Origin of the sequence: Amphritea sp., from assembly GCF_016744155.1 — a bacterium.
Taxonomy (GTDB): Bacteria; Pseudomonadota; Gammaproteobacteria; order Pseudomonadales; family Balneatricaceae; genus Amphritea.
Map to the genome: position 1 here is coordinate 131,901 of NZ_JADGEW010000007.1, position 21,985 is coordinate 153,885.

At 48.7% G+C, this 21,985-nt stretch carries 21 protein-coding genes; 18 read left to right on the top strand and 3 right to left on the bottom strand.

Features of this window, described 5'->3' with window-relative positions:
- Nucleotides 1–7: 7 nt before the first annotated feature.
- Nucleotides 8–1,030: a small ribosomal subunit biogenesis GTPase RsgA gene (rsgA, locus tag QZZ54_RS08360; protein ID WP_290701490.1), complete on the bottom strand. Its 1,023-nt coding sequence runs from the start codon at nt 1,028–1,030 to the stop codon at nt 8–10.
- A gap of 97 nt (nt 1,031–1,127) precedes the next feature.
- Between rsgA and orn the strand changes: the two genes are divergently transcribed.
- Together orn and QZZ54_RS08370 are read left to right on the top strand one after the other, a co-directional pair.
- Nucleotides 1,128–1,670 carry an oligoribonuclease gene (gene orn, locus QZZ54_RS08365; RefSeq protein ID WP_290701493.1) on the top strand — a complete coding sequence of 181 codons (543 nt, stop codon included), beginning with the start codon at nt 1,128–1,130 and terminating at the stop codon, nt 1,668–1,670.
- Between the two features lie 150 nt (nt 1,671–1,820).
- On the top strand, nt 1,821–3,659 hold the full coding sequence (locus QZZ54_RS08370) for a GGDEF domain-containing protein (protein ID WP_290701496.1): 1,839 nt from the start codon (nt 1,821–1,823) through the stop codon (nt 3,657–3,659).
- 61 nt (nt 3,660–3,720) lie between these two features.
- On the opposite strand, the gene queG is transcribed toward QZZ54_RS08370, so the two are convergent.
- Nucleotides 3,721–4,845 carry a tRNA epoxyqueuosine(34) reductase QueG gene (queG, locus tag QZZ54_RS08375; RefSeq protein WP_290701499.1) on the bottom strand — a complete coding sequence of 375 codons (1,125 nt, stop codon included), beginning with the start codon at nt 4,843–4,845 and terminating at the stop codon, nt 3,721–3,723.
- Nucleotides 4,846–4,891: 46 nt separating this feature from the next.
- On the opposite strand from queG, the gene QZZ54_RS08380 reads away from it, so the two are divergent.
- From QZZ54_RS08380 to QZZ54_RS08435, 12 genes are all read left to right on the top strand, one after another.
- Nucleotides 4,892–6,394: an NAD(P)H-hydrate dehydratase gene (locus tag QZZ54_RS08380; protein WP_290701501.1), complete on the top strand. Its 1,503-nt coding sequence runs from the start codon at nt 4,892–4,894 to the stop codon at nt 6,392–6,394.
- Nucleotides 6,395–6,405: 11 nt separating this feature from the next.
- On the top strand, nt 6,406–6,879 hold the full coding sequence (gene tsaE, locus QZZ54_RS08385) for a tRNA (adenosine(37)-N6)-threonylcarbamoyltransferase complex ATPase subunit type 1 TsaE (protein ID WP_290701504.1): 474 nt from the start codon (nt 6,406–6,408) through the stop codon (nt 6,877–6,879).
- Between the two features lie 64 nt (nt 6,880–6,943).
- Nucleotides 6,944–8,308, top strand: coding sequence for an N-acetylmuramoyl-L-alanine amidase (locus tag QZZ54_RS08390; RefSeq protein WP_290701582.1), 1,365 nt, complete (start codon nt 6,944–6,946; stop codon nt 8,306–8,308).
- Nucleotides 8,309–8,339: 31 nt separating this feature from the next.
- A complete protein-coding gene (mutL, locus tag QZZ54_RS08395) occupies nt 8,340–10,235 on the top strand; it encodes a DNA mismatch repair endonuclease MutL (RefSeq protein WP_290701507.1) in 1,896 nt (631 codons plus the stop codon).
- Nucleotides 10,236–10,272: 37 nt separating this feature from the next.
- Nucleotides 10,273–11,178 carry a tRNA (adenosine(37)-N6)-dimethylallyltransferase MiaA gene (gene miaA / locus QZZ54_RS08400; protein WP_290701585.1) on the top strand — a complete coding sequence of 302 codons (906 nt, stop codon included), beginning with the start codon at nt 10,273–10,275 and terminating at the stop codon, nt 11,176–11,178.
- Between the two features lie 119 nt (nt 11,179–11,297).
- Nucleotides 11,298–11,534, top strand: a complete 237-nt coding sequence (gene hfq, locus QZZ54_RS08405) for an RNA chaperone Hfq (RefSeq protein WP_290701510.1) — start codon at nt 11,298–11,300, stop codon at nt 11,532–11,534.
- A gap of 8 nt (nt 11,535–11,542) precedes the next feature.
- Nucleotides 11,543–12,862, top strand: a complete 1,320-nt coding sequence (gene hflX / locus QZZ54_RS08410) for a ribosome rescue GTPase HflX (protein ID WP_290701513.1) — start codon at nt 11,543–11,545, stop codon at nt 12,860–12,862.
- A 56-nt stretch (nt 12,863–12,918) separates the two neighbouring features.
- The gene (gene hflK, locus QZZ54_RS08415; protein WP_290701518.1) at nt 12,919–14,115 is read left to right on the top strand and encodes an FtsH protease activity modulator HflK; all 1,197 of its coding nucleotides are present in this window, start codon (nt 12,919–12,921) and stop codon (nt 14,113–14,115) included.
- Entirely contained in the window at nt 14,115–14,987 is an 873-nt protein-coding gene (gene hflC / locus QZZ54_RS08420) for a protease modulator HflC (protein WP_290701521.1), read from the top strand. The genes hflK and hflC overlap by 1 nt, the downstream gene beginning before the upstream one ends.
- Before the next feature lie 136 nt (nt 14,988–15,123).
- Nucleotides 15,124–15,321, top strand: a complete 198-nt coding sequence (locus QZZ54_RS08425) for a DUF2065 domain-containing protein (protein WP_290701523.1) — start codon at nt 15,124–15,126, stop codon at nt 15,319–15,321.
- Nucleotides 15,322–15,344: 23 nt separating this feature from the next.
- Entirely contained in the window at nt 15,345–16,529 is a 1,185-nt protein-coding gene (locus QZZ54_RS08430) for an ATP phosphoribosyltransferase regulatory subunit (RefSeq protein WP_290701526.1), read from the top strand.
- Between the two features lie 34 nt (nt 16,530–16,563).
- The gene (locus QZZ54_RS08435; RefSeq protein WP_290701529.1) at nt 16,564–17,859 is read left to right on the top strand and encodes an adenylosuccinate synthase; all 1,296 of its coding nucleotides are present in this window, start codon (nt 16,564–16,566) and stop codon (nt 17,857–17,859) included.
- Between the two features lie 130 nt (nt 17,860–17,989).
- On the opposite strand, the gene QZZ54_RS08440 is transcribed toward QZZ54_RS08435, so the two are convergent.
- A complete protein-coding gene (locus tag QZZ54_RS08440; RefSeq protein WP_290701531.1) occupies nt 17,990–18,856 on the bottom strand; it encodes an inositol monophosphatase family protein in 867 nt (288 codons plus the stop codon).
- A gap of 77 nt (nt 18,857–18,933) precedes the next feature.
- On the opposite strand from QZZ54_RS08440, the gene trmJ reads away from it, so the two are divergent.
- The 4 genes from trmJ (at nt 18,934) to iscU (ending at nt 21,983) form a co-directional block, all read left to right on the top strand.
- Entirely contained in the window at nt 18,934–19,668 is a 735-nt protein-coding gene (gene trmJ / locus QZZ54_RS08445) for a tRNA (cytosine(32)/uridine(32)-2'-O)-methyltransferase TrmJ (protein ID WP_290701534.1), read from the top strand.
- A 159-nt stretch (nt 19,669–19,827) separates the two neighbouring features.
- The gene (iscR, locus tag QZZ54_RS08450; RefSeq protein ID WP_290701537.1) at nt 19,828–20,313 is read left to right on the top strand and encodes a Fe-S cluster assembly transcriptional regulator IscR; all 486 of its coding nucleotides are present in this window, start codon (nt 19,828–19,830) and stop codon (nt 20,311–20,313) included.
- A gap of 34 nt (nt 20,314–20,347) precedes the next feature.
- Nucleotides 20,348–21,562 carry an IscS subfamily cysteine desulfurase gene (locus QZZ54_RS08455; RefSeq protein WP_290701540.1) on the top strand — a complete coding sequence of 405 codons (1,215 nt, stop codon included), beginning with the start codon at nt 20,348–20,350 and terminating at the stop codon, nt 21,560–21,562.
- Between the two features lie 34 nt (nt 21,563–21,596).
- Nucleotides 21,597–21,983, top strand: a complete 387-nt coding sequence (gene iscU, locus QZZ54_RS08460; protein ID WP_290701542.1) for a Fe-S cluster assembly scaffold IscU — start codon at nt 21,597–21,599, stop codon at nt 21,981–21,983.
- Nucleotides 21,984–21,985: the final 2 nt, after the last annotated feature.

Below are 21,985 nucleotides of genomic sequence, written 5' to 3' on the forward strand. Positions count from 1 at the left end.
GCCTGTTTCAGTCCTGACTCAATGAATTCAGGATGTGTTTGTAACTATTTACTCGTTGTTCGCTGATCTTACCCTCTTCTATAGCTGTTTTGATAGCGCAGCCGGGTTCCCGTTCATGGTTGCAGTCTCTGAATTTGCAATAACCGAGGAAAGGAGTGAATTCTCGAAACCCATCAAGCAGGTTGTGTTCATTGATATGCCAGAGTCCAAACTCACGTATTCCGGGTGAGTCGATCAGGTCGCCCCCTTCAGGGAAATGGAAAAGTCTGGCGGTGGTAGTGGTATGAGTACCTTTGCGGGTGGATTCAGATAATGCCCCCACTTTGAGGTCTATTCCTGGTAACAGTGCGTTAATCAGCGATGATTTACCCACGCCAGACTGACCGACAAATACGCTAATTCTATTGTTAAGCTGTTCCTGGAGAGGTGCGAGGCCTTGTTGATCCGTTGAGGAAACGGTCATAACCTGGTAGCCAATAGAGCGATATAGCTCAATCATGGTCTCGGCACGGGAACGGTTTTCATCGTTCAACAGGTCCGTTTTGTTCAGCAGAATAATAGGTTCGATACCGCTCAGTTCAGACGCAACCAGATAGCGATCTATAAGGTTGTAATGGGCTAGAGGTTCAACCGCAATAGTAATAACAATCTGATCAATATTAGCGGCTACTGGCTTGAGTTCGCCATGATTATTGGGCCGTTGCAGAATGGTTGTGCGTGGTTGGTTGGCAACGACAACGCCATACTCAGTCCCAGCGCGCCAGATTACATTGTCGCCGGTAACCAGGACGTCGAGGTTGGTACGCATATAACAGCGGAAAATCTGACCGGCGGCTTCGCCTTCCAATGCTTCAACATCAACCTGACGGCCAAAGTGAGAGATTATCTGGCCGTGTTGCTCCGGACCCAGGTCTCCTCCCTCTAGTTGCTGATCTATATCCGAGTCTTTGCGGGCCGCCCGTTGGGTGCGCTCGTCCTGGATTTTTTGTACGCGCCAGGTCTGGCGTCGGTTAAGCTTTCGTTTCGACATTTGTCAGCTAAATCTGCTTTGGGGGTGAATTTGTACAGCCTGCTAAGGTATTCTATTCAGCAACAAATTTATAGTACTGACGTTAAGGAATACCAATATGTCACGGCAGAGTAATCTGATCTGGATCGATCTTGAGATGACCGGTCTGAATCCTGAGCATGACAGGATAATTGAAATCGCGACTATCGTAACAGATTCGCAACTGAATATTCTTGCTGAGGGCCCTAACCTGGTGATTCACCAGTCAGATCAATTGCTCGACAGTATGGATGAATGGTGTACGACGCAGCATGGGCAATCCGGGTTGACTCAGGGCGTAAAAGATTCGGACATTAGTGAACGTCAGGCTGAGCAGAATACGATCGATTTTATTGCCAGCTATGTGGATAAAGGCGCTTCGCCTATCTGCGGTAACTCAATTGGTCAGGATCGCCGTTTCCTAGTGAAGTATATGCCGGAACTTGAAGCGTTTTTTCACTACCGCAATCTCGATGTGAGTACGATTAAAGAGTTGGCCCGTCGCTGGGCTCCTGAAGTGCTTGATGGGGTGGTGAAGAAAGGCTCGCACTTAGCGCTGGACGATATTAAAGACTCAATTAATGAGCTGGAACATTATCGGAGAGCTTTTTTTAATGTCTGATGTGTGGTTATCAACCATACTTTCATAATGGGAGGTTCAATTGCAGTTCCCATACGCTCTATCTGGTCATGCGATCTATACTAGTATTTGGCGGTTGTAGATAGAAAAACGTACATATAAGCCCTTAGGGTTATTGGTAACGGGTATTGCATGACTGATTCAACCAGTATTAAAAACCTATTGGAACATCAGCAGGCCTCTGATGAGATGCTGGCGATGTCTGTTGAAGAGCTGGATCAAATTCTACGTTTGCAGCAGGCCATATTTTCTCAGGTTGCCAGTAATATTGCCTGTATTGATGTGCTGTCGGCTCTTTGTCATATGGCAGAGAAGCTATTGCCAAACTCAGTGGCCTCGGTGATGTTACGTGATGATCAGACAGGACTTTTGAATGTACTGGTTGCGCCTAGTGTACCGCAGGTGGGTATTGATGCATTGACAGGATTGGTCCCCGGGCCAGGTGGTGGCTCTTGTGGTAATGCGGTCATGCGTAATGAGCCGGTGTTTGTCAGAGATACGTTTACCGATCCTCGATGGGAAGACCTGAGACAGTTGGCGATTGATTTTAACCTCTGTGCCTGTTGGTCGATGCCCATCCGCAATAATGATGGCAAGGTGATAGGCTCATTTGCTTTGTCTTCGTTTGAGAACCGGTCCCCTTCAGGGTTTCATACCCGGTTGTTGGATGTGGGTGCTTCAATGGTCAATATTGTGCTGGCGAAGCAGTCTCAGGAAGAGGCAATGGAGGAGCAGCGGCAGCAGCTGATAACGGCGCTTGAGTTTGATTCTCTGACGGCACTGCCGAATCAGGCAAAACTGAAGATGGAACTCGATCTCTGTATTGCAGAGCAATCACTGCTGCTCGTTAATCTGGATAACTTTCGCTTTATTAATACCGCATATGGGCCGGAATTTGGTGATCAGTTTCTCTGTAAGGTGGCCGAACTGCTTACCCAGCAGTTTCCAGATGCGGAATTACACCGGATAAATGCTGATGAGTTTGCGCTTTATTATCGCGAAACAGTTGATCTGCAACAGCAGATAGAAGCGTTTAAAAAATATCTGTTCAGTCAGTCTGTCCAGATTGATAATCAGAGTTTCAGTATTACTTTTACTGCGGGGGGAGCGATCGGCAGAAGAAGCTTGCTTGAGCATGCTGTACAGGCGATGAGCCAGGCGAAAGCGCGGGGTAAAAATCAGTATCATATCTATAACGCAGAACTGGATGAGCCAGACCAGACACTTCGTCGGCAGTATATTAGTTGGAATGCCAAGCTTCATAATGCCCTCAATGATGGGCGTGTGACGCCTTTCTTTCAAGGCATCAGAGATAATGCCACCGGGCTTATTGTCAGTTATGAGGCGTTAGTAAGGTTGGAAGTGGATGGGGCTTTCTTTACCCCCTATCACTTTCTTAATGCGGCTCGGTTGTCGGGGTTGCTGCCAACGATTACCCGGGTTGTTGTCGATAAAGGGTTGGCGAAAATTGCAGGCACTAACCTGACTCTCTCAATCAATATCACTGAGGATGATCTGCTGCAGGAGTTTCTGGAAGAGTATCTTACGGAAAAAACCGCGGAATATGATGTTGATCCTCAGCAGATTGTGCTGGAAATTCTTGAAGGGATCAGTGCCACAGGTAAGAATAATCATATTGCTCAGCTAAGCCGGCTAAAACAGCTGGGTTATAAGCTGGCGATTGATGATTTTGGTACGGAATATTCCAATTTTGAGCGGATTGTCGAACTGCATGTGGATATTGTCAAAATCGATGCAAAATATATCAAACATATCGATACCGACAGCAAGAGCTATGAAATTACCCGGGCGATAGTTTTCTTTGCTCGCAATGCGGGAATTAAAACCGTGGCTGAGTTTGTCCATAATGAGGCGGTTCAGCATGTGGTTGAGTCATTAGGGATTGATTTCTCCCAGGGCTATTTGTTCAGTGAGCCCTCGCCTGATCTGCCTATGAGTAGTAATGATTAATAGTAAAATTTAATCAATACTACCTCTCTTAAACACTGTTTGTTTTCAGGTCAGCCTTGCTTTAGTCGGGTAGTTTATCCACACGGGGGTGGTCCAGAATAGGAGTGCTATTGGCTGTTGCGCCTGCATCTAGGTGGTTCAGCGCCCAAAGAGCGTGTTCGCTAACTAAAGGGTCGCCAGCGTCAACTAACTTCTTCAACGCCTGTATGACCGGTTCGCCGCCACGGCTGTTGCCCAGCGCTACAGCGATATTACGTTGCCAGCCACTGAAACCCGTACGTCGGATTGCGGACCCTTCGGTACGTTTTAGAAAGGTTGCTTCATCCCATTCCAGTAGTTCAAGCAGGGAGATTTTGTCGAGCTGATGGCGAGGTGTAAAGTCCATTTCGTCGCTGGCCTGTGCAAAACGGTTCCAGGGGCAGATCAGTTGGCAGTCATCACAACCAAATATTCGATTGCCTATCAGGGGTCTGAATTCCTCTGGAATCGAGCCTTTTAATTCAATCGTTAGATAGGATATGCAGCGTCGTGCGTCCAATTGATAAGGTGCTACGATCGCCTGTGTAGGACAGATATCGATACAAGCCTTGCACTGCCCACAGTGCTCTTCCGTGTAGGGCGGATCGATTGGCAGGGGGAGATTGACAAACAGCTCGCCTAGCAGAAACCAGGAGCCTGCTTCCCGGTTGAGAATTAAGGTGTGTTTTCCCTGCCAGCCGAGACCACTATTTCGAGCCAGAGAGCGTTCCAGAACCGGGGCGCTATCGACAAAGGGGCGATAACCAAACTCACCGATCAGCGCTTCAATTTCTTTACCCAGTCGGGTTAGTTTCTTGCGCATTACTTTGTGATAATCCCGTCCCATGGTGTAACGGGAGATATAAGCCTGATCCGGATTTTTAAGAATTTTGATTGTGTCGGTATCCGGGGGCAGGCAGTTCATGCGCACACAGATAATTCGCTGGGTGCCTTCGGTTAACAGGGCAGGGTTAATTCGCTTATCAAAATTATTTTCCAGATAACTCATCTCTCCCTGGTAGCCTTTGTCCAACCAGTCCTGCAGTGCATCAGCTTCTGCGCTGAGGTCGGTGCCGGTGATTCCGCACTGTTGAAAACCCAGAGAAATTGCTCTTTCTTTGATCAGATTCGCGAGGCTTTGCAATGTTTCGGGGTCGTATTGAGTCATTGGCGCTATATAATGTAGTTAGAATTAGGTTTCCAGAGAGTATGTTATGCCACATTCTGAATTGCCGGCCTCATTATACACAGCGGAGCAGACCCGCGCGCTGGATCAAGCTGCGATCAATAGCGGCGTTCCCGGATTTAAGCTGATGCAGCGGGCGGGACATGCCGCTTTTGATCGATTGCGTCATTGTTGGCCTGATCTGCGCAGGATTACAGTGTTGTGCGGTGGAGGGAATAACGGTGGAGATGGTTTTGTCGTTGCCGTTTTAGCTCAGAGACTCGGGTTACAGGTGCAGTTGCTCTGTGTTGGTGATGAACATTTTGTTGAAGGCTTAACGGGTGAGGCTTTACAGGCCTGGAACGGGTTGCGAGAGGAATCTATACCCTATCAGATTTTCGCCGGCCAGCCTTTTACCGGTGAATTGATTGTTGATGCCTTGCTGGGTACAGGCATTACCGGATCGGTACGTGAGCCATTCCTTACCGCTATTTTACAAGTTAACCGGTCAGGCCTTCCTGTGGTGGCTTTAGATATTCCATCCGGTTTGTGCAGTGATACGGGCGCTGTATTGGGTGTGGCGATTCGGGCAGATATGACAGTCACCTTTATCGGTGTTAAGCGTGGGCTGTTGACGCACCAGGGCCCAGAGCATGTAGGTGAATTGTTTTTTGATAGCCTACGGGTTGGTGATGATGTTTATGAATCCGTAGAAGTGGCCGGATTTATTACCGGGGCGGATGATGTCAGCCACCTGTTGCCTCCCAGAGATAGGGCGACACATAAAGGCAGTTGTGGTCATGTGTTGGTGGTCGGCGGGGATTTCGGTATGGGAGGGGCGGCCATTATGGCGGCCCAGGCGGCCGGTCGTTGTGGTGCAGGTTTGGTGACAGTGGCTACCCGGGCAGAGCATCTGTCTGCTCTGCTTACTCGCTATCCTGAAGCGATGGCGGTTGGGGTTCGCTCAGGCACCGAATTAGAGCCTTATATTGAAAAAGCAGATGTACTGGTGGTGGGGCCTGGCCTGGGTAAAAATGCATGGGGTGAGCAGCTATTGATGAAAGCACTGAGTAGTGGCAAACCGCTGGTTTTAGATGCGGATGCTCTTAATCTTATCAATCATCGGGGGGGCTTTGGTCAGCTTAAGGGTAGTAATTGGGTGATCACCCCTCATCCAGGTGAAGCGGCGCGTTTGCTGGAATGTTCTGTGGCTGACGTACAGGCTGACAGGTTTTCTTCTGTTGTCGCCTTACAGTCTGCTTTTGATGGGGTCGCATTGTTAAAAGGGCCAGGAACGCTGAGTTTTGATGGGGATGCTATCCATCTGAATCCGACCGGTAATCCGGGTATGGCCAGTGGCGGTATGGGGGATATGCTCAGTGGCGTTATTGGTGCGTTGATGGCTCAGGGGTTGTCCTCTGGCGATGCCACTCGATTAGGGGCATGGTTGCATGGCGCTGCTGCAGATCGGAATGCAGAACTAAATGGTGCCCGAGGTATGCAAGCGACTGATCTGTTGGCACAATTGCGTTTGTTAGTTAATGGTATGTAAGGGTGGGCAGAGTGCCGTTAGAGAGTGAGAATAGTGTTTTCGTTGCCGATGAGGCCGCGATGGTTGCCTTTGGAAGAGCATTGGCGCAGTTTGCTGAAGGGGGAGAAGTTATCTTTCTCAACGGTGATCTGGGTATGGGGAAAACAACTTTGAGCCGTGGGGTATTGCGGGGATTTGGTCATCAAGGTTCTGTTAAGAGTCCTACTTATACACTGGTTGAACCTTATGAATTAGGTGATCGGACGGTATTTCATTTTGACCTCTACCGTCTGGGTGATCCCGAAGAATTGGAATATTTGGGAATTCGGGACTATTTCACTGATGATAGTATTTGCCTGATTGAGTGGCCTGAACGGGGTGAAGGCGTGTTGCCGGTGGCTGATTTGTTACTGAATATTTCGGTTGAACAGTTAGGGCGAAGAATAAACTGGCAGCCGCAGACTGTAAAAGGCCGACAACTGGCCGATAAGCTAAAAACTGACTGATAATTAAAGCGATAATGGTGTTGGCTGTCTATGTGTTGTAACGGATTCAGGTTTTAATCGCGTGATGATAAACAGAGTAATGCGACGTTCAGGTGTTCTCGCGGTGCTGCTTAGCTGCTGGTTGTTGGCGGCGAATAGTTACGCGATGGAGGTGCATAATGTGCGGGTCTGGATCGCGCCGGATCATGCTCGTCTGGTATTTGATCTTTCTGGAGCGGTTCAGCATAAACTCTTTACGCTGAAAAAACCTGATCGCATTGTGCTGGATCTGTCCGGAGCAAAGCTATTATCGGATCTGGCCGCAGTCGACCTGAGTAAGAGCCCTATTTCTATCATGCGATCTGGCTCTCGTAATAGCGGTAAAGATCTGCGTATCGTGCTTGATTTGAAAGAGGCGGTGAAACCAAAGAGCTTTGCGCTTAAACCCAATGATCAGTACGGCCATCGCTTGGTACTTGATCTGTATCGTGATGTTGCGGAAAAGGCCCCACAGAAAACAGCTATAGCGGTATCAAACGACCCGACAACCTTGCGGGATATTATTATCGCTATTGATGCCGGGCACGGCGGTGAAGACCCTGGCGCGATCGGTCCGGGCCGGGTTAAAGAGAAGACCGTTGTACTGGGCATCGCCCGGGAACTCAAAGCTTTGCTGGAAAAAGAACGGGGTTTTAAGCCCAAGCTAACCCGGGATGGAGACTACTATATTAGTCTTCGAAGCCGTACCCAGCGGGCCCGAAAGATGAATGCGGATATGTTTGTCTCAATTCACGCCGATGGTTTTAAAGATAAACGAGCTAAAGGTGCGTCTGTGTGGGTCTTGTCTCCCCGGGGGGCCAGTAGTGAGATGGGTCGATGGCTGGCGCAAAAAGAGAACAGTGCAGACCTGATTGGCGGCGTGGGCAGTGTAAGCCTTGAAGATAAAGATGATGTGCTCGCTAAAGTATTGCTGGATATGTCGATGACGGCCAGTCGCAGCGATAGTCGTCAGATTGCGCACAGTATTCACAGAAATCTGGGGCGTTTTGCCAAGATGCATAAAAAACAGGTCGAACAGGCCGGTTTTGTGGTGCTTAAATCGCCTGATATTCCATCGATTCTTGTCGAAACGGGGTTTATTACTAACCACGATGAGGCTGCTAAGCTTAAATCGAAAAGCTATCAGCGTAAGATGGCCAAGGCTATTTTTACCGGGATCAAAGCGCATTTTTCAGCCAAACCGCCGGCGTTAACCTGGTTGGCTTGGCAGAAAGAGGGGCGGGGAAGTTCTAAGTCGATCCCCTCCCGTTACAAGGTAATGAGAGGGGATACGCTCTCTGTTATTGCCAGCAGGAACGGTGTATCGTTGACCGCTCTGCGAAAGGTAAACGGACTCAGAAATGCTGACCATATTCAGATAGGTCAGGTGCTGAAAATTCCGGCCAGCTAACTATTTATACTTATACGAAACTCATAAATTTATGTCCCGAATACATCTGCTAACACCGCGGCTGGCGAACCAGATCGCTGCTGGTGAAGTTGTTGAACGCCCCGCTTCAGTGGTTAAAGAGATACTGGAGAATAGTCTTGATGCGGGGGCAAGCCGAATTGAACTGGATGTCGAGCAGGGCGGGGTTAAACTGATCCGGCTGCGGGATGATGGTCAGGGTATCGAAAAAGATGATCTGTCATTAGCGCTGAGTCGACATGCAACCAGTAAGATACGTAATCTGGATGATCTTGAAGCAGTGCAGAGCCTTGGGTTTCGTGGTGAGGCGCTGGCTTCAGTGAGTTCTGTGTCTCGCCTGACGTTGACTTCAAGAACCGCAGATCAGGATGCTGGCTGGCAGGTGCTGACCGAAGGTCGGGATATGATCGCTGAAGTATCACCGGCGGCTCATCCACAGGGTTCGACCGTTGAAGTACGAGATCTGTTCTTTAATACTCCGGCCAGACGTAAATTTCTTAAAACAGAAAAAACTGAGTTTAAGCACCTGGAAGAGGTAGTTAAACGGATGGCGCTTAGCCGATTTGATGTCGGTTTTACGCTGCGTCATAACCAGAAAGTGATTCATCAGCTGCGGCCTGCAGTTACAGATGCTGAGCAGGAGCGGCGTATAGCCTCCCTGTTGTCTCCTGCGTTTATTGAAAACGCGATGAAAGTGGATGTCAGTGCTGAGGCATCGGGGTTGAGATTGTGGGGCTGGGTTGGATTGCCGACATTCTCACGAAGTCAGGCCGACCTGCAGTATTTTTTTGTAAATGGCCGGATTATCCGCGATAAGGTGGTAGCGCATGCATTGCGTCAGGCGTATCAGGATGTTCTTTATCACGGTCGTCATCCCGCTTATGTTTTGTATATGGAACTGGATCCGAAGCTGGTGGATGTTAACGTGCATCCGACCAAGCACGAGGTGCGCTTTCGCGAGACTCGTCTTGTCCATGACTTTATTTTCCGTACCACTCATCGAGTGATTGCCGATATTCGCCCGGAGCAGGGGCTTGAACCTGCAATTTCTGGTGCGGCAGCCGGTGCGATGTTGAGCGCAGCACCCGGGCAAGCGGTGTCACAGCAAAATTTTGAGCAGAGTCGAATGCCGCTGCACCAGTTACAGCGGGATGTAGGAAGTGCTGCTGGCTCAGGTTTTTCGACCCACAATAGCTACTCGTCTGACCGTCCTTCGGTGGGGCAGGTTCGTGAGCAGATCTCGGGGTATGCTGCGTTGCATCCGCAACAGAATTCGGGATTAGAGGGGGCGAGCGGATCGCTTGCCGAGACGGATAATGCGGAATGTCCTCCTTTAGGCTACGCCATTGCTCAACTACATGGGGTGTTTATTCTGGCGCAGAATGATGCTGGGTTAGTCGTAGTTGATATGCACGCAGCCCATGAGCGGGTGGTTTATGAACGTATGAAACTGGCTTATGAGGCTGAAGGCGTGCGCAGTCAACCGTTGTTGGTACCGGTGAGTATGGCGGTCAGTTCTGCGGAAGCGGACTGTGCCGAAGAACGGGCTGAGGTTTTCGCTAAACTGGGATTTGAAATAGCCCGGATGGGCGAAGAAACGTTGGTGATTCGACAGTTGCCTGTCTCTCTTGCTAGTGCCGATGTCAGTAAGCTGATCCTTGATGTGCTGGGGGATATGGTGCAGTTTGGCACCAGTCAGAAAATTCAGGAACATACTAATGAGTTGCTGGCGACTATGGCCTGCCATGGATCCGTCCGGGCCAATCGACAATTAAGCATCCCTGAGATGAATGCTTTGTTGCGTGATATGGAGCAGACCGAGCGTAGTGGTCAGTGTAACCACGGCCGTCCTACCTGGACTCAGATGTCGATGAACGACCTCGATGGTCTGTTTATGCGGGGTCAATAATTTGAATAATCAGCAACATCCTCCCGCTATATTTCTAATGGGACCTACTGCTTCGGGTAAAACCGATCTGGCAATGGATCTTTATGATCGCCTGCCCTGTGAGATTATCAGCGTTGATTCGGCGATGATCTATCGGGATATGAATATCGGGACAGCGACGCCTGATACTGAATTTCTTTCCCGCTATCCTCACAAACTGGTGGATATACTTGATCCAGCTGAAAGTTACTCTGCGGCAGATTTTCGTGCGGATGCTCTGCGTGAGATGGCTGACATTAGCGCTGCCGGTAAAATTCCATTGTTGGTCGGCGGCACTATGCTGTATTACCAGGCGCTGTTAAAGGGGTTAGCAACACTGCCCCAGGCGAATCAGGCAGTCCGTGATCGGTTGGTTGACGAAGCGGAGCTGCATGGCTGGGACAGTTTGCATAAAAGATTGGAGCAGGTAGATCCTGTTGCCGCACAACGAATACATCCGAATGATCCACAGCGGATGCAGCGAGCGCTTGAAGTTTACGAGCTGACCGGCCGTTCAATGACTGAACTGTGGCAGGAACAGCAAAAACAGCAGCTGCCTTATAATGTTAGTCAGATATGCGTTATGCCGCAGGAGCGTAAAACAATCCATGAACGGATTGAAAAACGTTTTCAGATTATGCTTGAACAGGGATTTGAAGAAGAAGTGAGGGCGCTTTGGAATCGGGGCGACCTGAATCTGCAGATGCCTTCTGTTCGTTGCGTTGGTTATCGACAGATGTGGGAATTTTTTGAAGGGACCTGGGATTACGCCACGATGATTGAAAAATCTGTCATAGCAACGCGGCAGCTGGCTAAAAGACAGATTACCTGGCTGCGTAGTTGGGATAATCTGCACCATTTTGAATCCACTGACCCGAATTTAACCAATAATGCCTTGAAATTGTTGGAAGGGACCATTATATAATGCAATACTGATTTTATTTTTTGGGCTGCACGACTTTTTGGTGGCAGCATTTTGTATTGCGGTGTTATTCGTTTTAGCAGTTCTGCAGTGCATCACTTACTCTTAGGAAGGAGCTTCCAATGTCAAAAGGGCAATCGTTACAAGACCCTTATCTGAACGTACTGCGTAAAGAACGGGTACCCGTTTCCATTTTCTTGGTAAACGGTATCAAGTTACAGGGACAGATTGAATCGTTCGACCAGTTCGTTATTCTACTGAAGAATACGGTCAGTCAAATGGTATATAAACACGCTATTTCTACTGTGGTCCCGGCTCGTCCGGTGAAGCTTCCACAGGCCGACGAATCTGCTGACTGAGGTTTTCATTGTTCTTTGAGCGTCCCGAGTCTGGCGAATGCGCCATTCTGATTCATATCGATATGGCAGATGAGGTGGACCGGGAAAGTCCTAAAGAGCTAGAAGAGCTCGCCCTATCTGCTGGTGCTGATCCGGTTGCCTTTTTAACCGGGTCACGAAGTCTCCCTAGTCCTAAAACTTTTATTGGCTCTGGTAAAGTTGAAGAGTTGAAGGATCTTGTTCGTCTGCACGAAGCTGAACTGGTTATCTTCAATCACTCACTCAGTCCAAGTCAGGAACGAAATCTTGAACATGAGATTGAGTGTCGGGTTCTGGATCGTACCGGTTTGATTCTTGATATCTTTGCTCAGCGAGCGCGTACCCACGAAGGTAAGCTTCAAGTGGAGCTGGCTCAGTTAGAGCATATGTCTACCCGACTGATTCGTGGCTGGACCCACCTTGAGCGACAGAAGGGTGGTATCGGTCTGCGTGGTCCCGGTGAAACACAGCTGGAAACCGATCGCCGATTATTGCGAGCGCGGATAAAAAGCATTCTTAAACGTTTAGATAAAGTGCGTAAGCAGCGTGAACAGGGTCGTCGTGCCCGAAGTCGCTCTGAGATACCTACTGTGTCACTGGTGGGTTATACCAACGCAGGAAAATCTACCCTGTTTAATAATATTACTGATGCTGAGGTATATGCTGCTGATAAGTTGTTTGCGACCCTCGACCCGACTTTGAGAAGAGTGGAGCTGGATGATGTGGGTCCGGCGATTCTGGCGGATACCGTAGGTTTTATTCGCCATCTTCCGCATAAACTGGTTGAAGCGTTTCGGGCAACGTTGCAGGAAACTATTGAAGCGGATCTGTTACTGCATGTTATCGATGCTTATGACGATGAGCGTCAGTCGCATATGGATGAAGTGCATTCGGTACTGGGAGAAATTGGTGCTGATGAAGTGCCGGTTTTAGAGGTTTACAATAAGATCGATATGCTCGAACGGGCCGAAGCTCGGATCGACCGTAATGACGAAGGTAAACCGGTCAGGGTTTGGTTGTCTGCGGTAACTGGAGAAGGCGTTGATCTGTTGTTTCAGGCGGTATCAGAACTACTGTCTGACGATATCTTTCATGAACAGCTAAGCTTAAATCCGGAGGAGGGTGGTTTACGTGCCCAATTCTATGCATTAGGTGCCGTGCTAAGTGAAAGTGTTGATGAGCTGGGGCAGATTAGTCTTGAAGTGCGTATTCAAAGAAAAGATCTGATGCAGTTGCTCAGTCGTATGAAAGTAGCTCCAGAACGATATTTGGGTGCTAATGTTAACAAGCCGGAGTGGTTGCATAGTTAAGGCAGCCTTCTTACACTTTTTTAATCGTTTAAATAGTTATGTAAGCGGAGAATAATATGGCTTGGAATGAGCCTGGTGGTAACGGGAATAATCAGGACCCCTGGAATAGTGGCGGCGACCGTAAAGGTGGCGGCGGAGGCGGTAAAGATCAGGGGCCGCCTGATCTGGATGAAGCGCTGCAAAAGCTGCAAGAAAAGCTTAACGGCATTTTCGGCAAAAAAGGTGGCGGTGGTAATAGCGGTGGCGGCTCTGGTCCTTCATCTGCATCAACCGGAGGCTTCTTTGGCGTTATAGCGCTGGTTGTGCTGATTGGTTGGGCTGCGATGGGCGTGTATACCGTCGACCAGCAGGAGCGTGGTGTTGTGCTGCGTTTAGGTAAGTATTACGAAACAGTAATGCCCGGTCTCCAGTGGAATCCGCCATTGGTCGATGATGTGATGACGGTGAACGTGACTCGAGTAAGTGCATACGAACATCGTTCTCTGATGCTGACTGAAGATGAGAACATCGTTGATGTCAGTATGACGGTTCAGTACGTTGTCTCTGATCCTGTCGCGTTTAAGCTGAAAGTGCGTGATCCGGAGGTTAGTTTGGGTCATGCGTCTGAATCAGCTTTGCGTCATACCGTAGGTTCATCCGAGATGAACTCAATCCTGACCGAAGGTCGTGAGGTTGTTGGTGATGACGTTCAGTTACGTCTCCAGGGCTATATGGATGATTATGAGACCGGTTTGCGTATTACTCAGGTCAATATAAAGGAAGCGAAAGCGCCTTCTCAGGTTCAGGATGCGTTTGATGACGTGATCAAGGCCCGTGAGGATGAACAGCGTTCCATGAACCAGTCTGAGTCTTACCGTAACGGTATTATTCCTGAAGCGCGGGGTATTGCTCAGCGTATGAAGGAAGAAGCTAATGGTTACCGGGAGCGGGTTGTCGCTCAGGCAGATGGTGACGCGCAGCGTTTCACCGCATTGTTGACCGAGTATACGAAATCGCCTGAAGTGACCCGTGAACGTCTGTATCTTGATGCTATGGAAGCGGTGTATGCCAATAGCTCAAAAGTGTTGGTTGATGTTGAAGGTGGTAACAATATGATGTATCTGCCACTGGATAAACTGGTAGAGAATCGTCCAAGGGCTTCAATTAGCAGCGGAGGAGGGAGTTTGAACAACTCTGATCTTAGTACAATAACTGATCAGGTGGTTGAACAGCTTCGTCAGCGTCAACAATCTACAGGTAGGGAGGCACGCTAATGTCAGGTAAATCAATGACGGCGCTGGTGATCGCGCTATTGCTGCTAATGGTTAGCTTTAACTCTCTCTATATTATTAAAGAGACTGATCGGGCGGTATTGCTGAAATTTGGTGAGATCGTTAACGCGGATATCCAGCCAGGTCTGCATATTATGTGGCCGGTTGTTAATAAGGTGCGTAAATTTGATGGGCGGGTTTTGACCCTGGATGCGCAACCACAAGCGTATCTGACTATTGAAAAGAAGCGTCTTATCGTCGACTCTTTCATCAAATGGCGAGTAGTTGATCCGCAGAAATACTACACCGCTACATCCGGTGATCAGTATAAAGCGGCAGATCTTCTCTTCCCTAACGTGGATGCGGGTCTGCGAAATCAGTTTGGTGAGCGTACGCTGACTGAAGTGGTATCCGGCGAACGTGATGAGCTGATGTCTGAGCTGGTTGAACAGCTGAGTATTCAGACCATAGATGAGCTAGGTATTGAGATGATCGATATTCGGATTAAGAAAATCGACCTCCCTCAGGAAGTATCTGCCTCGGTTTATGAGCGGATGAGAACTGAACGAGAGCGGGAAGCGCGTGAGTTGCGTTCGCGTGGTAAGGAGTTTGCTGAAGGTATTCGGGCTGATGCAGATCGTCAGAAAGCCGTACTTGAAGCTAATGCCTATCGTGATGCTCAGGAAGTGCGTGGTGAAGGTGATGCGCTGGCGGCTAAGATTTACGCTGATGCATACAACAAAGATGCTGAGTTTTACTCCTTCTACCGTAGTCTGAATGCCTATAAAGAGGCCTTTGGTCAGCAGGGCGATATCATGGTGTTAAAGCCTGATAGTGAGTTCTTCCGTTATCTGGGTAACCCCAACGGAAAGTGATCTGTATTCGCTAATTGTTGTATAAAAAATACGCGGAATAGGCTGCACTAAAGCGCCTATTTCGTGGTAATATTCCGAACCGGGTTTTAACCCGGTTTTTTTATGTGGCGGCTATGTCGTTGTGTTGAGGTAGGTAATGAATTCTGATTTATGGCATCAGTTACTGATAGGTTTCTGTCTGATGTTGGTGTTAGAAGGCATAGTACCTTTTCTCTATCCACAGCGCTGGCGAAACCTTGTGCATCAGTTAGCGCTGGTGAGTAATCAAGGGCTGCGCATAACAGGTTTTATAAGCATGGTGGCTGGGGCCATCCTGCTGTATATATTTAACTGATTCACTGTATTTCGGAGAGTTGCATGACGTTGGCAGAACGCTGGTTGTTACCAGACGGCGTCAAAGAGGTGCTACCGCCTCAGGCACAACAGGTAGAGTCGGCGCGCCGCCGGTTATTGAATCTGTACGATAGCTGGGGTTATGAGTTAGTCATGACGCCGCTGATTGAGCATCTTGATTCTTTATTGGTAGGTGTAGGTCGCGATCTGGAACTGAATACTTTTAAAGTGACAGACCAGTTAACGGGGCGGATGTTGGGTGTTCGTGCTGATATTACGCAGCAGGTTGCTCGTATTGATGCAAATCGTTTGACCCATCAAGGGCCTGTTCGTTTTTGTTACTGTAGTACGGTATTGCATACTCTTCCGGCAAATCCCCTGGCTTCGCGTAATCCGCTGCAGGTGGGTGCTGAGCTGTTTGGTCATTCTGGTGTTGCCAGCGATGTTGAAATCATCTCGCTGATGGTTGAAACCCTGAATGCGATGCAGGTGAATCGGGAGCTGAGTCTGGATCTAGGTCATGTGGGCATATATCGCGGCTTGATCGGTGGCGCTGCTTTGAGTGCGGATCAGGAAGCAGAGTATTTTGAGCTACTGCAGCGTAAGGATCTGCCAGAGATTGCGTTTTTTCTGGAGCAGTCCGATCTGACAGATGTTGTTAAGACTTATTTGGCGGTATTGCCAACATTGCATGGTGGTCGTGAAGTGCTGCAGCAGGCGCGTGACTGCTTTGCTGATGTTGATGAATCGATTATTGAAGCGCTGGATTATCTTGATGCCCTGGCTGCACGGATTTCTAGTCGCTACCCGCAACTGGATCTTTATTTCGATCTGAGTGAGCTGCGGGGCTATAACTATCACACCGGTGTTGTGTTTGCCGCTTATGTTCCTGCATTTGGGCAAGCGGTGGCTAAGGGTGGTCGTTATGATGAAGTGGGGCGTGACTTTGGTCGTGCCCGTCCGGCAACCGGGTTTAGTGCGGATCTGAAAACTCTAGTGGAGTTGTCTGTTTCTAAGGAAGAGTCGGCGCGTAAGAACGTGCTGGTGCCGGTTACTGATAATGCAGCAGCAATGGACGCTGTGGCTGAATTGAGAGCTCAGGGTGAGCGTGTTGTCCAGTTGTTGGATGAGGCTGTTGTGGAAGATCAGCAGCAGTTTACTCATCAGTTGGTGCAGCAGGATGGAGCTTGGGTTCTCGAGAGCCTGTAAATTTTTAAGTTAGATTAAGAGTCAGAGACAACCAATGGGCAAAAACGTAGTTGTTTTAGGAACGCAGTGGGGCGACGAAGGTAAAGGTAAGATCGTCGACTTGTTAACTGATCAGGCGTCTGTAGTGGCGCGCTTTCAGGGTGGTCACAATGCTGGTCATACGCTGGTAATTGACGGTGAAAAAACCGTACTACACCTGATTCCATCCGGCGTACTGCGTGAAAACGTGCTGTGCCTGATTGGTAACGGTGTAGTGCTGTCACCGGAAGCGCTGTTGAAAGAGATTAAAGAGCTGGAAGATAAGGGTGTGCCAGTACGTGAACGTCTGCGTCTGAGTCCGGCTTGTCCGCTGATCTTGCCATACCATGTTGCGTTGGATGTTGCGCGTGAGACGGCGCGTGGTAATGCGAAAATCGGTACTACCGGCCGCGGTATTGGTCCTGCTTATGAAGATAAGGTGGCGCGTCGCGGTTTGCGTCTGGATGATCTGATGAATCCGGAGCGTTTTGCGGTGAAGCTGAAAGAAGTGATGGAATATCACAACTTCATGCTGCAAAACTACTATCAGGCTGAGCCGGTTAGCTATGATGAGGTGCTGAAAGAAGCGCTGGAAATGGCTGAGGTGATGCGTCCGATGGTAGCTGATGTTACTGCGATGCTACACGGCTATCGTGAGCGTGGTGAAAGCATAATGTTTGAGGGTGCTCAAGGTTCGTTGCTGGATATCGATCACGGTACCTATCCATTTGTTACCTCTTCTAATACCACAGCGGGTGGAGCATCGACCGGTAGTGGTTTTGGTCCGCTTTACCTGGATTATATTCTGGGTATTACTAAGGCTTATACGACACGTGTTGGCTCTGGTCCGTTCCCGACTCAGTTGGATTGCGCAATTGGCGAGCGTCTGGCTCAACGTGGTCACGAATTTGGTGCGACTACTGGTCGTGCTCGTCGTTGTGGTTGGTTTGACGCGGTAGCGCTGAAGCATGCGATTCAGATTAACTCAGTATCCGGTGTTTGTCTGACTAAGTTGGATGTTCTGGATGGCCTGGAAACTATAGAAATTTGCGTCGGCTATAAAGATGCGCAGGGTAATGTTGTAACTTCCCTTAGTGGTAGTGAAGATTATGACGCAGTTCAGCCTGTTTATGAATCAATGCCGGGCTGGACGGAGACTACTCTGGGTGCGCAAACTCTGGAAGCGTTGCCAGCGGCAGCGGTTGCCTATATTAAGCGTCTTGAAGAGTTGGTTGGTGCGCCGATTGATATCATCTCAACAGGTCCTGATCGAGTTGAGACAATTGTTCTGCGTCATCCGTTTGATGCCTGAGTCCTGGGTTTAGTATAACGGAAAGAGAAAGCCCGGCCTGGTGCCGGGTTTTTTTGTGCCGTTTTTTCTTCGTGAGAATAAAAAAAAACCGGGCATAGCCCGGTTTTTGTCTTGATATGTGCTGTAGTTTTTACTGAGATTTATTGCTCATGGCAGGGCGAATATTCTGCAGTAGGGCTTTTAGTATTTTCGGATTGCCTGCTACCAGGTTACCTGATGACTTGAAATTATTGTCGCCGGTGAAGTCTGCTAGTAGTCCGCCGGCTTCCTGAATCATCAGGATGCCTGCTTCCATTTCCCATTGATTCAGGCCGAACTGGAAGAAGCCGTCCAGGCGTCCTGCTGCCGTGTATGCCAGGTTCAATGCTGGTGAGCCACCGCTGTAAATGCTGCCGCTTTCCAGTGTGATGCTTTTGAAGATCTGCTGGAAGTTGTCCAGGTTCTCTTTATCACTGCTGCGACCAAAGAATCCGCTGCCGATCAGGGAGCCGTCAAGCAACTTACGATTGCTGACGCGCAAGCGTTTGCCATTCATCTGTGCGCCTCTGCCGCGACTCGCCGTAAACTCTTCGCCCGTGATGGGGTTGAGAATAATGGCGTGTTCAAGCTTGCCGCGCTGATGACAGGCTAGGCTTAAAGCAAAGACTGGCAGAGCGTTAGAGAAGTTTGAAATGCTGTCGATAGGATTAACTGTCCAGATTACATCGCAAACCCTGTCTTCAGGTTTATGGGTGCCGGTGTATTCACAGTTGATCTGATGATCGGGGTACGCCTTATGGATCGTGTTAACGATAATGCGTTCAGCTTGTGTGCAAGTGTCTTCGAGATATTCGCTAACACTTGCTTGCTCAGATTTGATCAGATCAAGTCGTTCTACTGAACGGGTGATCTGTTCACCTGCGGCGCGAGCTCCGCGCAGGGCGATATTAACCATCGGTTGCATCTGTAAAATACCAATAAGGGAACCAAAGCGGGCATTATACAAAACAGTTGCCATATAAAGAACCGTTCGGGATTAATAGTTGGTAATTATCTGGTAAAATAGCGGCCTTTTTTAATGCGGGCGAGTTAAAGATGCTGAAAAACATCCGAATTGTACTGGTTAACACCTCTCATCCAGGCAATATTGGTGCGGCGGCCAGGGCGATGAAAAACATGGGTTTGTCTGATCTGTGTTTGGTTGAGCCGAGAAAGTTTCCACATCGGGATGCTGATGCCCGTGCGGCTGGTGCTACAGATGTTCTGGAAAACGCGCAAGTGGTTGATAATCTAGATCAGGCGTTGAGTGATTGCCAGTTAGTTGTCGGGGCCAGTGCTCGCAGCCGAACGATTCCATGGCCGATCGTTAATCCGCGAGAACTTGCGGCTATTGTTGAGCCGTTGTCTGAGGATGTCCGCGTTGCGGTGCTCTTTGGTCGGGAGGATCGAGGGTTAACTAATGATGAGCTGCAGCGGTGTCATCATCATGTTCATATTCCGGTTAATGAGGAGTTTAGTTCGCTCAATATTGCGGCAGCCGTTCAGGTGATTACTTATGAGCTTCGGATGTCTAAGGTATTGGGGGCTGATGAGGCAAGGCCTCAGTGGGGAACGGAATGGGATGTTGAGCTGGCAGATAATGGTGAGCTTGAGCGGTTGTTTGATCATCTTGAAGAAACTTTGACTGATGTGGAGTTTCTTGATCCGGAAAAACCAAGAAACTTAATGCCCAGATTGCGTCGGCTTTTCTTAAGAGCGCTCCCGGATAAAATTGAGGTTAATATTCTGCGAGGAATGCTGACTGCAATTCAGAAGTGTAATCGTCGCTGATTCGGTACTATTCGAGATTGGTGTGGACGAAGTAACATTGTTTATTATGGGGTTATAAAGTTGACTGTTTTAGTTGGTTAAATAGTTGACCAAAAAGGTTGGTTATTGCATAATGCTTGCAGCTTCGTCGCAGGACGAAAAAGATAAAGAGGCTAAGCGATGCGATTAACAACAAAAGGCCGGTATGCGGTAACAGCGATGCTCGATCTGGCAATACATGCTGGTAACGGGCCGGTAAGTCTGGCAGATATCTCCGAGAGACAGGGTATCTCCCTTTCCTATCTCGAGCAGTTGTTTGCAAAACTGCGCCGTAATGAACTGGTACGAAGTGTACGTGGACCTGGTGGTGGATACCAGCTTAACCGCGAGCAGCAAGATATAGATGTAGCTCAGGTGATCGATGCGGTCAATGAATCAGTTGATGCCACTGGCTGTGGGCACACGGGTAGTTGTCAGGATGGTAATATATGTCTTACCCATCACTTGTGGTGCGACCTGAGTAGTCAGATTCATGATTTTTTAAGTAAGATAAGTCTGGCTGACCTTATGGCGAGAAAAGATGTTCGATCTGTGGCAGAGCGTCAGAATCGTGGGCATAATGCGTCGTTTGAAGATTCATTGATTTCAGCAAAAGTAACCGTCTGACCTTTTGGTTCAGTTTTTTGGAGAAGTATAGATAATGAAATTACCAATCTACTTTGATTATTCCGCAACGACCCCGGTTGATCCTCGGGTTGCGGAAAAGATGATTGAGTGTCTCACAATGGACGGTAATTTCGGTAACCCGGCATCCCGTTCACACCTGTATGGCTGGAAAGCTGAAGAAGCTGTTGAAACAGCTCGTCGCCAGGTTGCTGATTTGCTTAATGCTGATCCACGCGAGATCGTCTGGACCTCCGGTGCGACAGAGTCTGATAACCTGGCTATTAAAGGTGTTGCTCACTTCTATCAAAAGAAGGGTAAGCACATCATTACGTCCAAGATTGAGCATAAGGCGGTACTGGATACCTGTCGTCAGTTAGAGCGTGAAGGTTTTGAGGTGACTTATCTGGACCCGGATAAGGATGGCATTATACAGCCTCAGGCAATTGCTGATGCGCTGCGTGATGACACTATTCTGGTTTCAGTAATGCACGTGAATAACGAAATTGGTGTGATCAATGATATCGCAGCTATCGGTGAGATTACCCGGGCTAAAGGTGTCTTGTTCCATGTCGATGCAGCGCAGAGTGCTGGCAAAGTAGAGATTGATATTGCGGCAATGAAAGTTGATCTGCTCTCTCTTTCTGCTCATAAGATGTATGGCCCGAAAGGTATGGGGGTGCTTTACGTACGTCGTAAGCCGCGGGTACGTCTGGAAGCGCAGATGCATGGTGGTGGTCATGAGCGTGGTATGCGTTCTGGCACACTCGCGACACATCAGATAGTTGGTATGGGCGAAGCTGCTGCAATCGCTAAGGCTGAGATGCATCAAGAGCATGAACGCATTACTACTCTGCGGAAACGTTTTTGGGATGGTCTTACTGGTATGGAAGAGATCTTTCTGAACGGTTCTGAGGGGCAGCGCTATATTGGCAATATGAATGTCAGCTTTAACTATGTTGAAGGCGAGTCATTGCTGATGTCTTTGAAAGATCTGGCGGTCTCATCGGGTTCTGCCTGTACATCGGCGAGCCTTGAGCCTTCCTATGTGTTGCGAGCGTTAGGGTTGAGTGATGAGATGGCGCATAGTTCTATTCGCTTCTCCATTGGTCGCTTTACGACAGAGCAGGATATTGATGAAGCTGTTGCTGAGATTCGCACAGCAGTAAGTAAGCTCCGTGAGCTATCTCCGTTGTGGGATATGTTTAAAGACGGTGTGGATTTAAGCAAAGTTGAATGGGTTCACCACTAAATATTTAGTGGGGAAACCGCTTTAGGAGGTCGTTATGGCTTATAGTGAACAAGTTATCGATCATTACGAGAACCCTCGTAATGTCGGCAAGATGAATGATTCAGATGAAAATGTTGGTACCGGTATGGTGGGAGCGCCTGCCTGTGGTGATGTTATGCGTCTGCAGATTAAAGTCAGTGATGAGGGTATCATTGAAGATGCTAAGTTCAAGACCTACGGCTGCGGTTCAGCAATAGCTTCAAGCTCGCTGGTAACAGAGTGGGTTAAGGGTATGAGTCTTGATGAAGCCCAAGAGCTAAAGAATACTACAATTGCAGAAGAACTGGCGTTGCCGCCGGTTAAGATTCACTGCTCGGTTTTGGCAGAAGATGCTATTAAAGCAGCGGTTGCTGACTATAAAGAGAAGCGGGCTAAGAAGTAATA

What these genes read in the sequence shown, in the direction of transcription:
- rsgA (WP_290701490.1), bottom strand. Translation starts at nt 1,030, where the DNA reads ATGTCGAAACGAAAGCTTAACCGACGCCAGACCTGGCGCGTACAAAAA.
- QZZ54_RS08455 (WP_290701540.1), top strand. Translation starts at nt 20,348, where the DNA reads ATGAAATTACCAATCTACTTTGATTATTCCGCAACGACCCCGGTTGAT.
- hfq (WP_290701510.1), top strand. Translation starts at nt 11,298, where the DNA reads ATGTCAAAAGGGCAATCGTTACAAGACCCTTATCTGAACGTACTGCGT.
- QZZ54_RS08430 (WP_290701526.1), top strand. Translation starts at nt 15,345, where the DNA reads ATGACGTTGGCAGAACGCTGGTTGTTACCAGACGGCGTCAAAGAGGTG.
- QZZ54_RS08390 (WP_290701582.1), top strand. Translation starts at nt 6,944, where the DNA reads ATGATAAACAGAGTAATGCGACGTTCAGGTGTTCTCGCGGTGCTGCTT.
- queG (WP_290701499.1), bottom strand. Translation starts at nt 4,845, where the DNA reads ATGACTCAATACGACCCCGAAACATTGCAAAGCCTCGCGAATCTGATC.
- QZZ54_RS08380 (WP_290701501.1), top strand. Translation starts at nt 4,892, where the DNA reads ATGCCACATTCTGAATTGCCGGCCTCATTATACACAGCGGAGCAGACC.
- iscU (WP_290701542.1), top strand. Translation starts at nt 21,597, where the DNA reads ATGGCTTATAGTGAACAAGTTATCGATCATTACGAGAACCCTCGTAAT.
- hflK (WP_290701518.1), top strand. Translation starts at nt 12,919, where the DNA reads ATGGCTTGGAATGAGCCTGGTGGTAACGGGAATAATCAGGACCCCTGG.
- QZZ54_RS08435 (WP_290701529.1), top strand. Translation starts at nt 16,564, where the DNA reads ATGGGCAAAAACGTAGTTGTTTTAGGAACGCAGTGGGGCGACGAAGGT.
- QZZ54_RS08440 (WP_290701531.1), bottom strand. Translation starts at nt 18,856, where the DNA reads ATGGCAACTGTTTTGTATAATGCCCGCTTTGGTTCCCTTATTGGTATT.
- miaA (WP_290701585.1), top strand. Translation starts at nt 10,273, where the DNA reads ATGGGACCTACTGCTTCGGGTAAAACCGATCTGGCAATGGATCTTTAT.
- mutL (WP_290701507.1), top strand. Translation starts at nt 8,340, where the DNA reads ATGTCCCGAATACATCTGCTAACACCGCGGCTGGCGAACCAGATCGCT.
- trmJ (WP_290701534.1), top strand. Translation starts at nt 18,934, where the DNA reads ATGCTGAAAAACATCCGAATTGTACTGGTTAACACCTCTCATCCAGGC.
- hflC (WP_290701521.1), top strand. Translation starts at nt 14,115, where the DNA reads ATGTCAGGTAAATCAATGACGGCGCTGGTGATCGCGCTATTGCTGCTA.
- orn (WP_290701493.1), top strand. Translation starts at nt 1,128, where the DNA reads ATGTCACGGCAGAGTAATCTGATCTGGATCGATCTTGAGATGACCGGT.
- QZZ54_RS08370 (WP_290701496.1), top strand. Translation starts at nt 1,821, where the DNA reads ATGACTGATTCAACCAGTATTAAAAACCTATTGGAACATCAGCAGGCC.
- iscR (WP_290701537.1), top strand. Translation starts at nt 19,828, where the DNA reads ATGCGATTAACAACAAAAGGCCGGTATGCGGTAACAGCGATGCTCGAT.
- QZZ54_RS08425 (WP_290701523.1), top strand. Translation starts at nt 15,124, where the DNA reads ATGAATTCTGATTTATGGCATCAGTTACTGATAGGTTTCTGTCTGATG.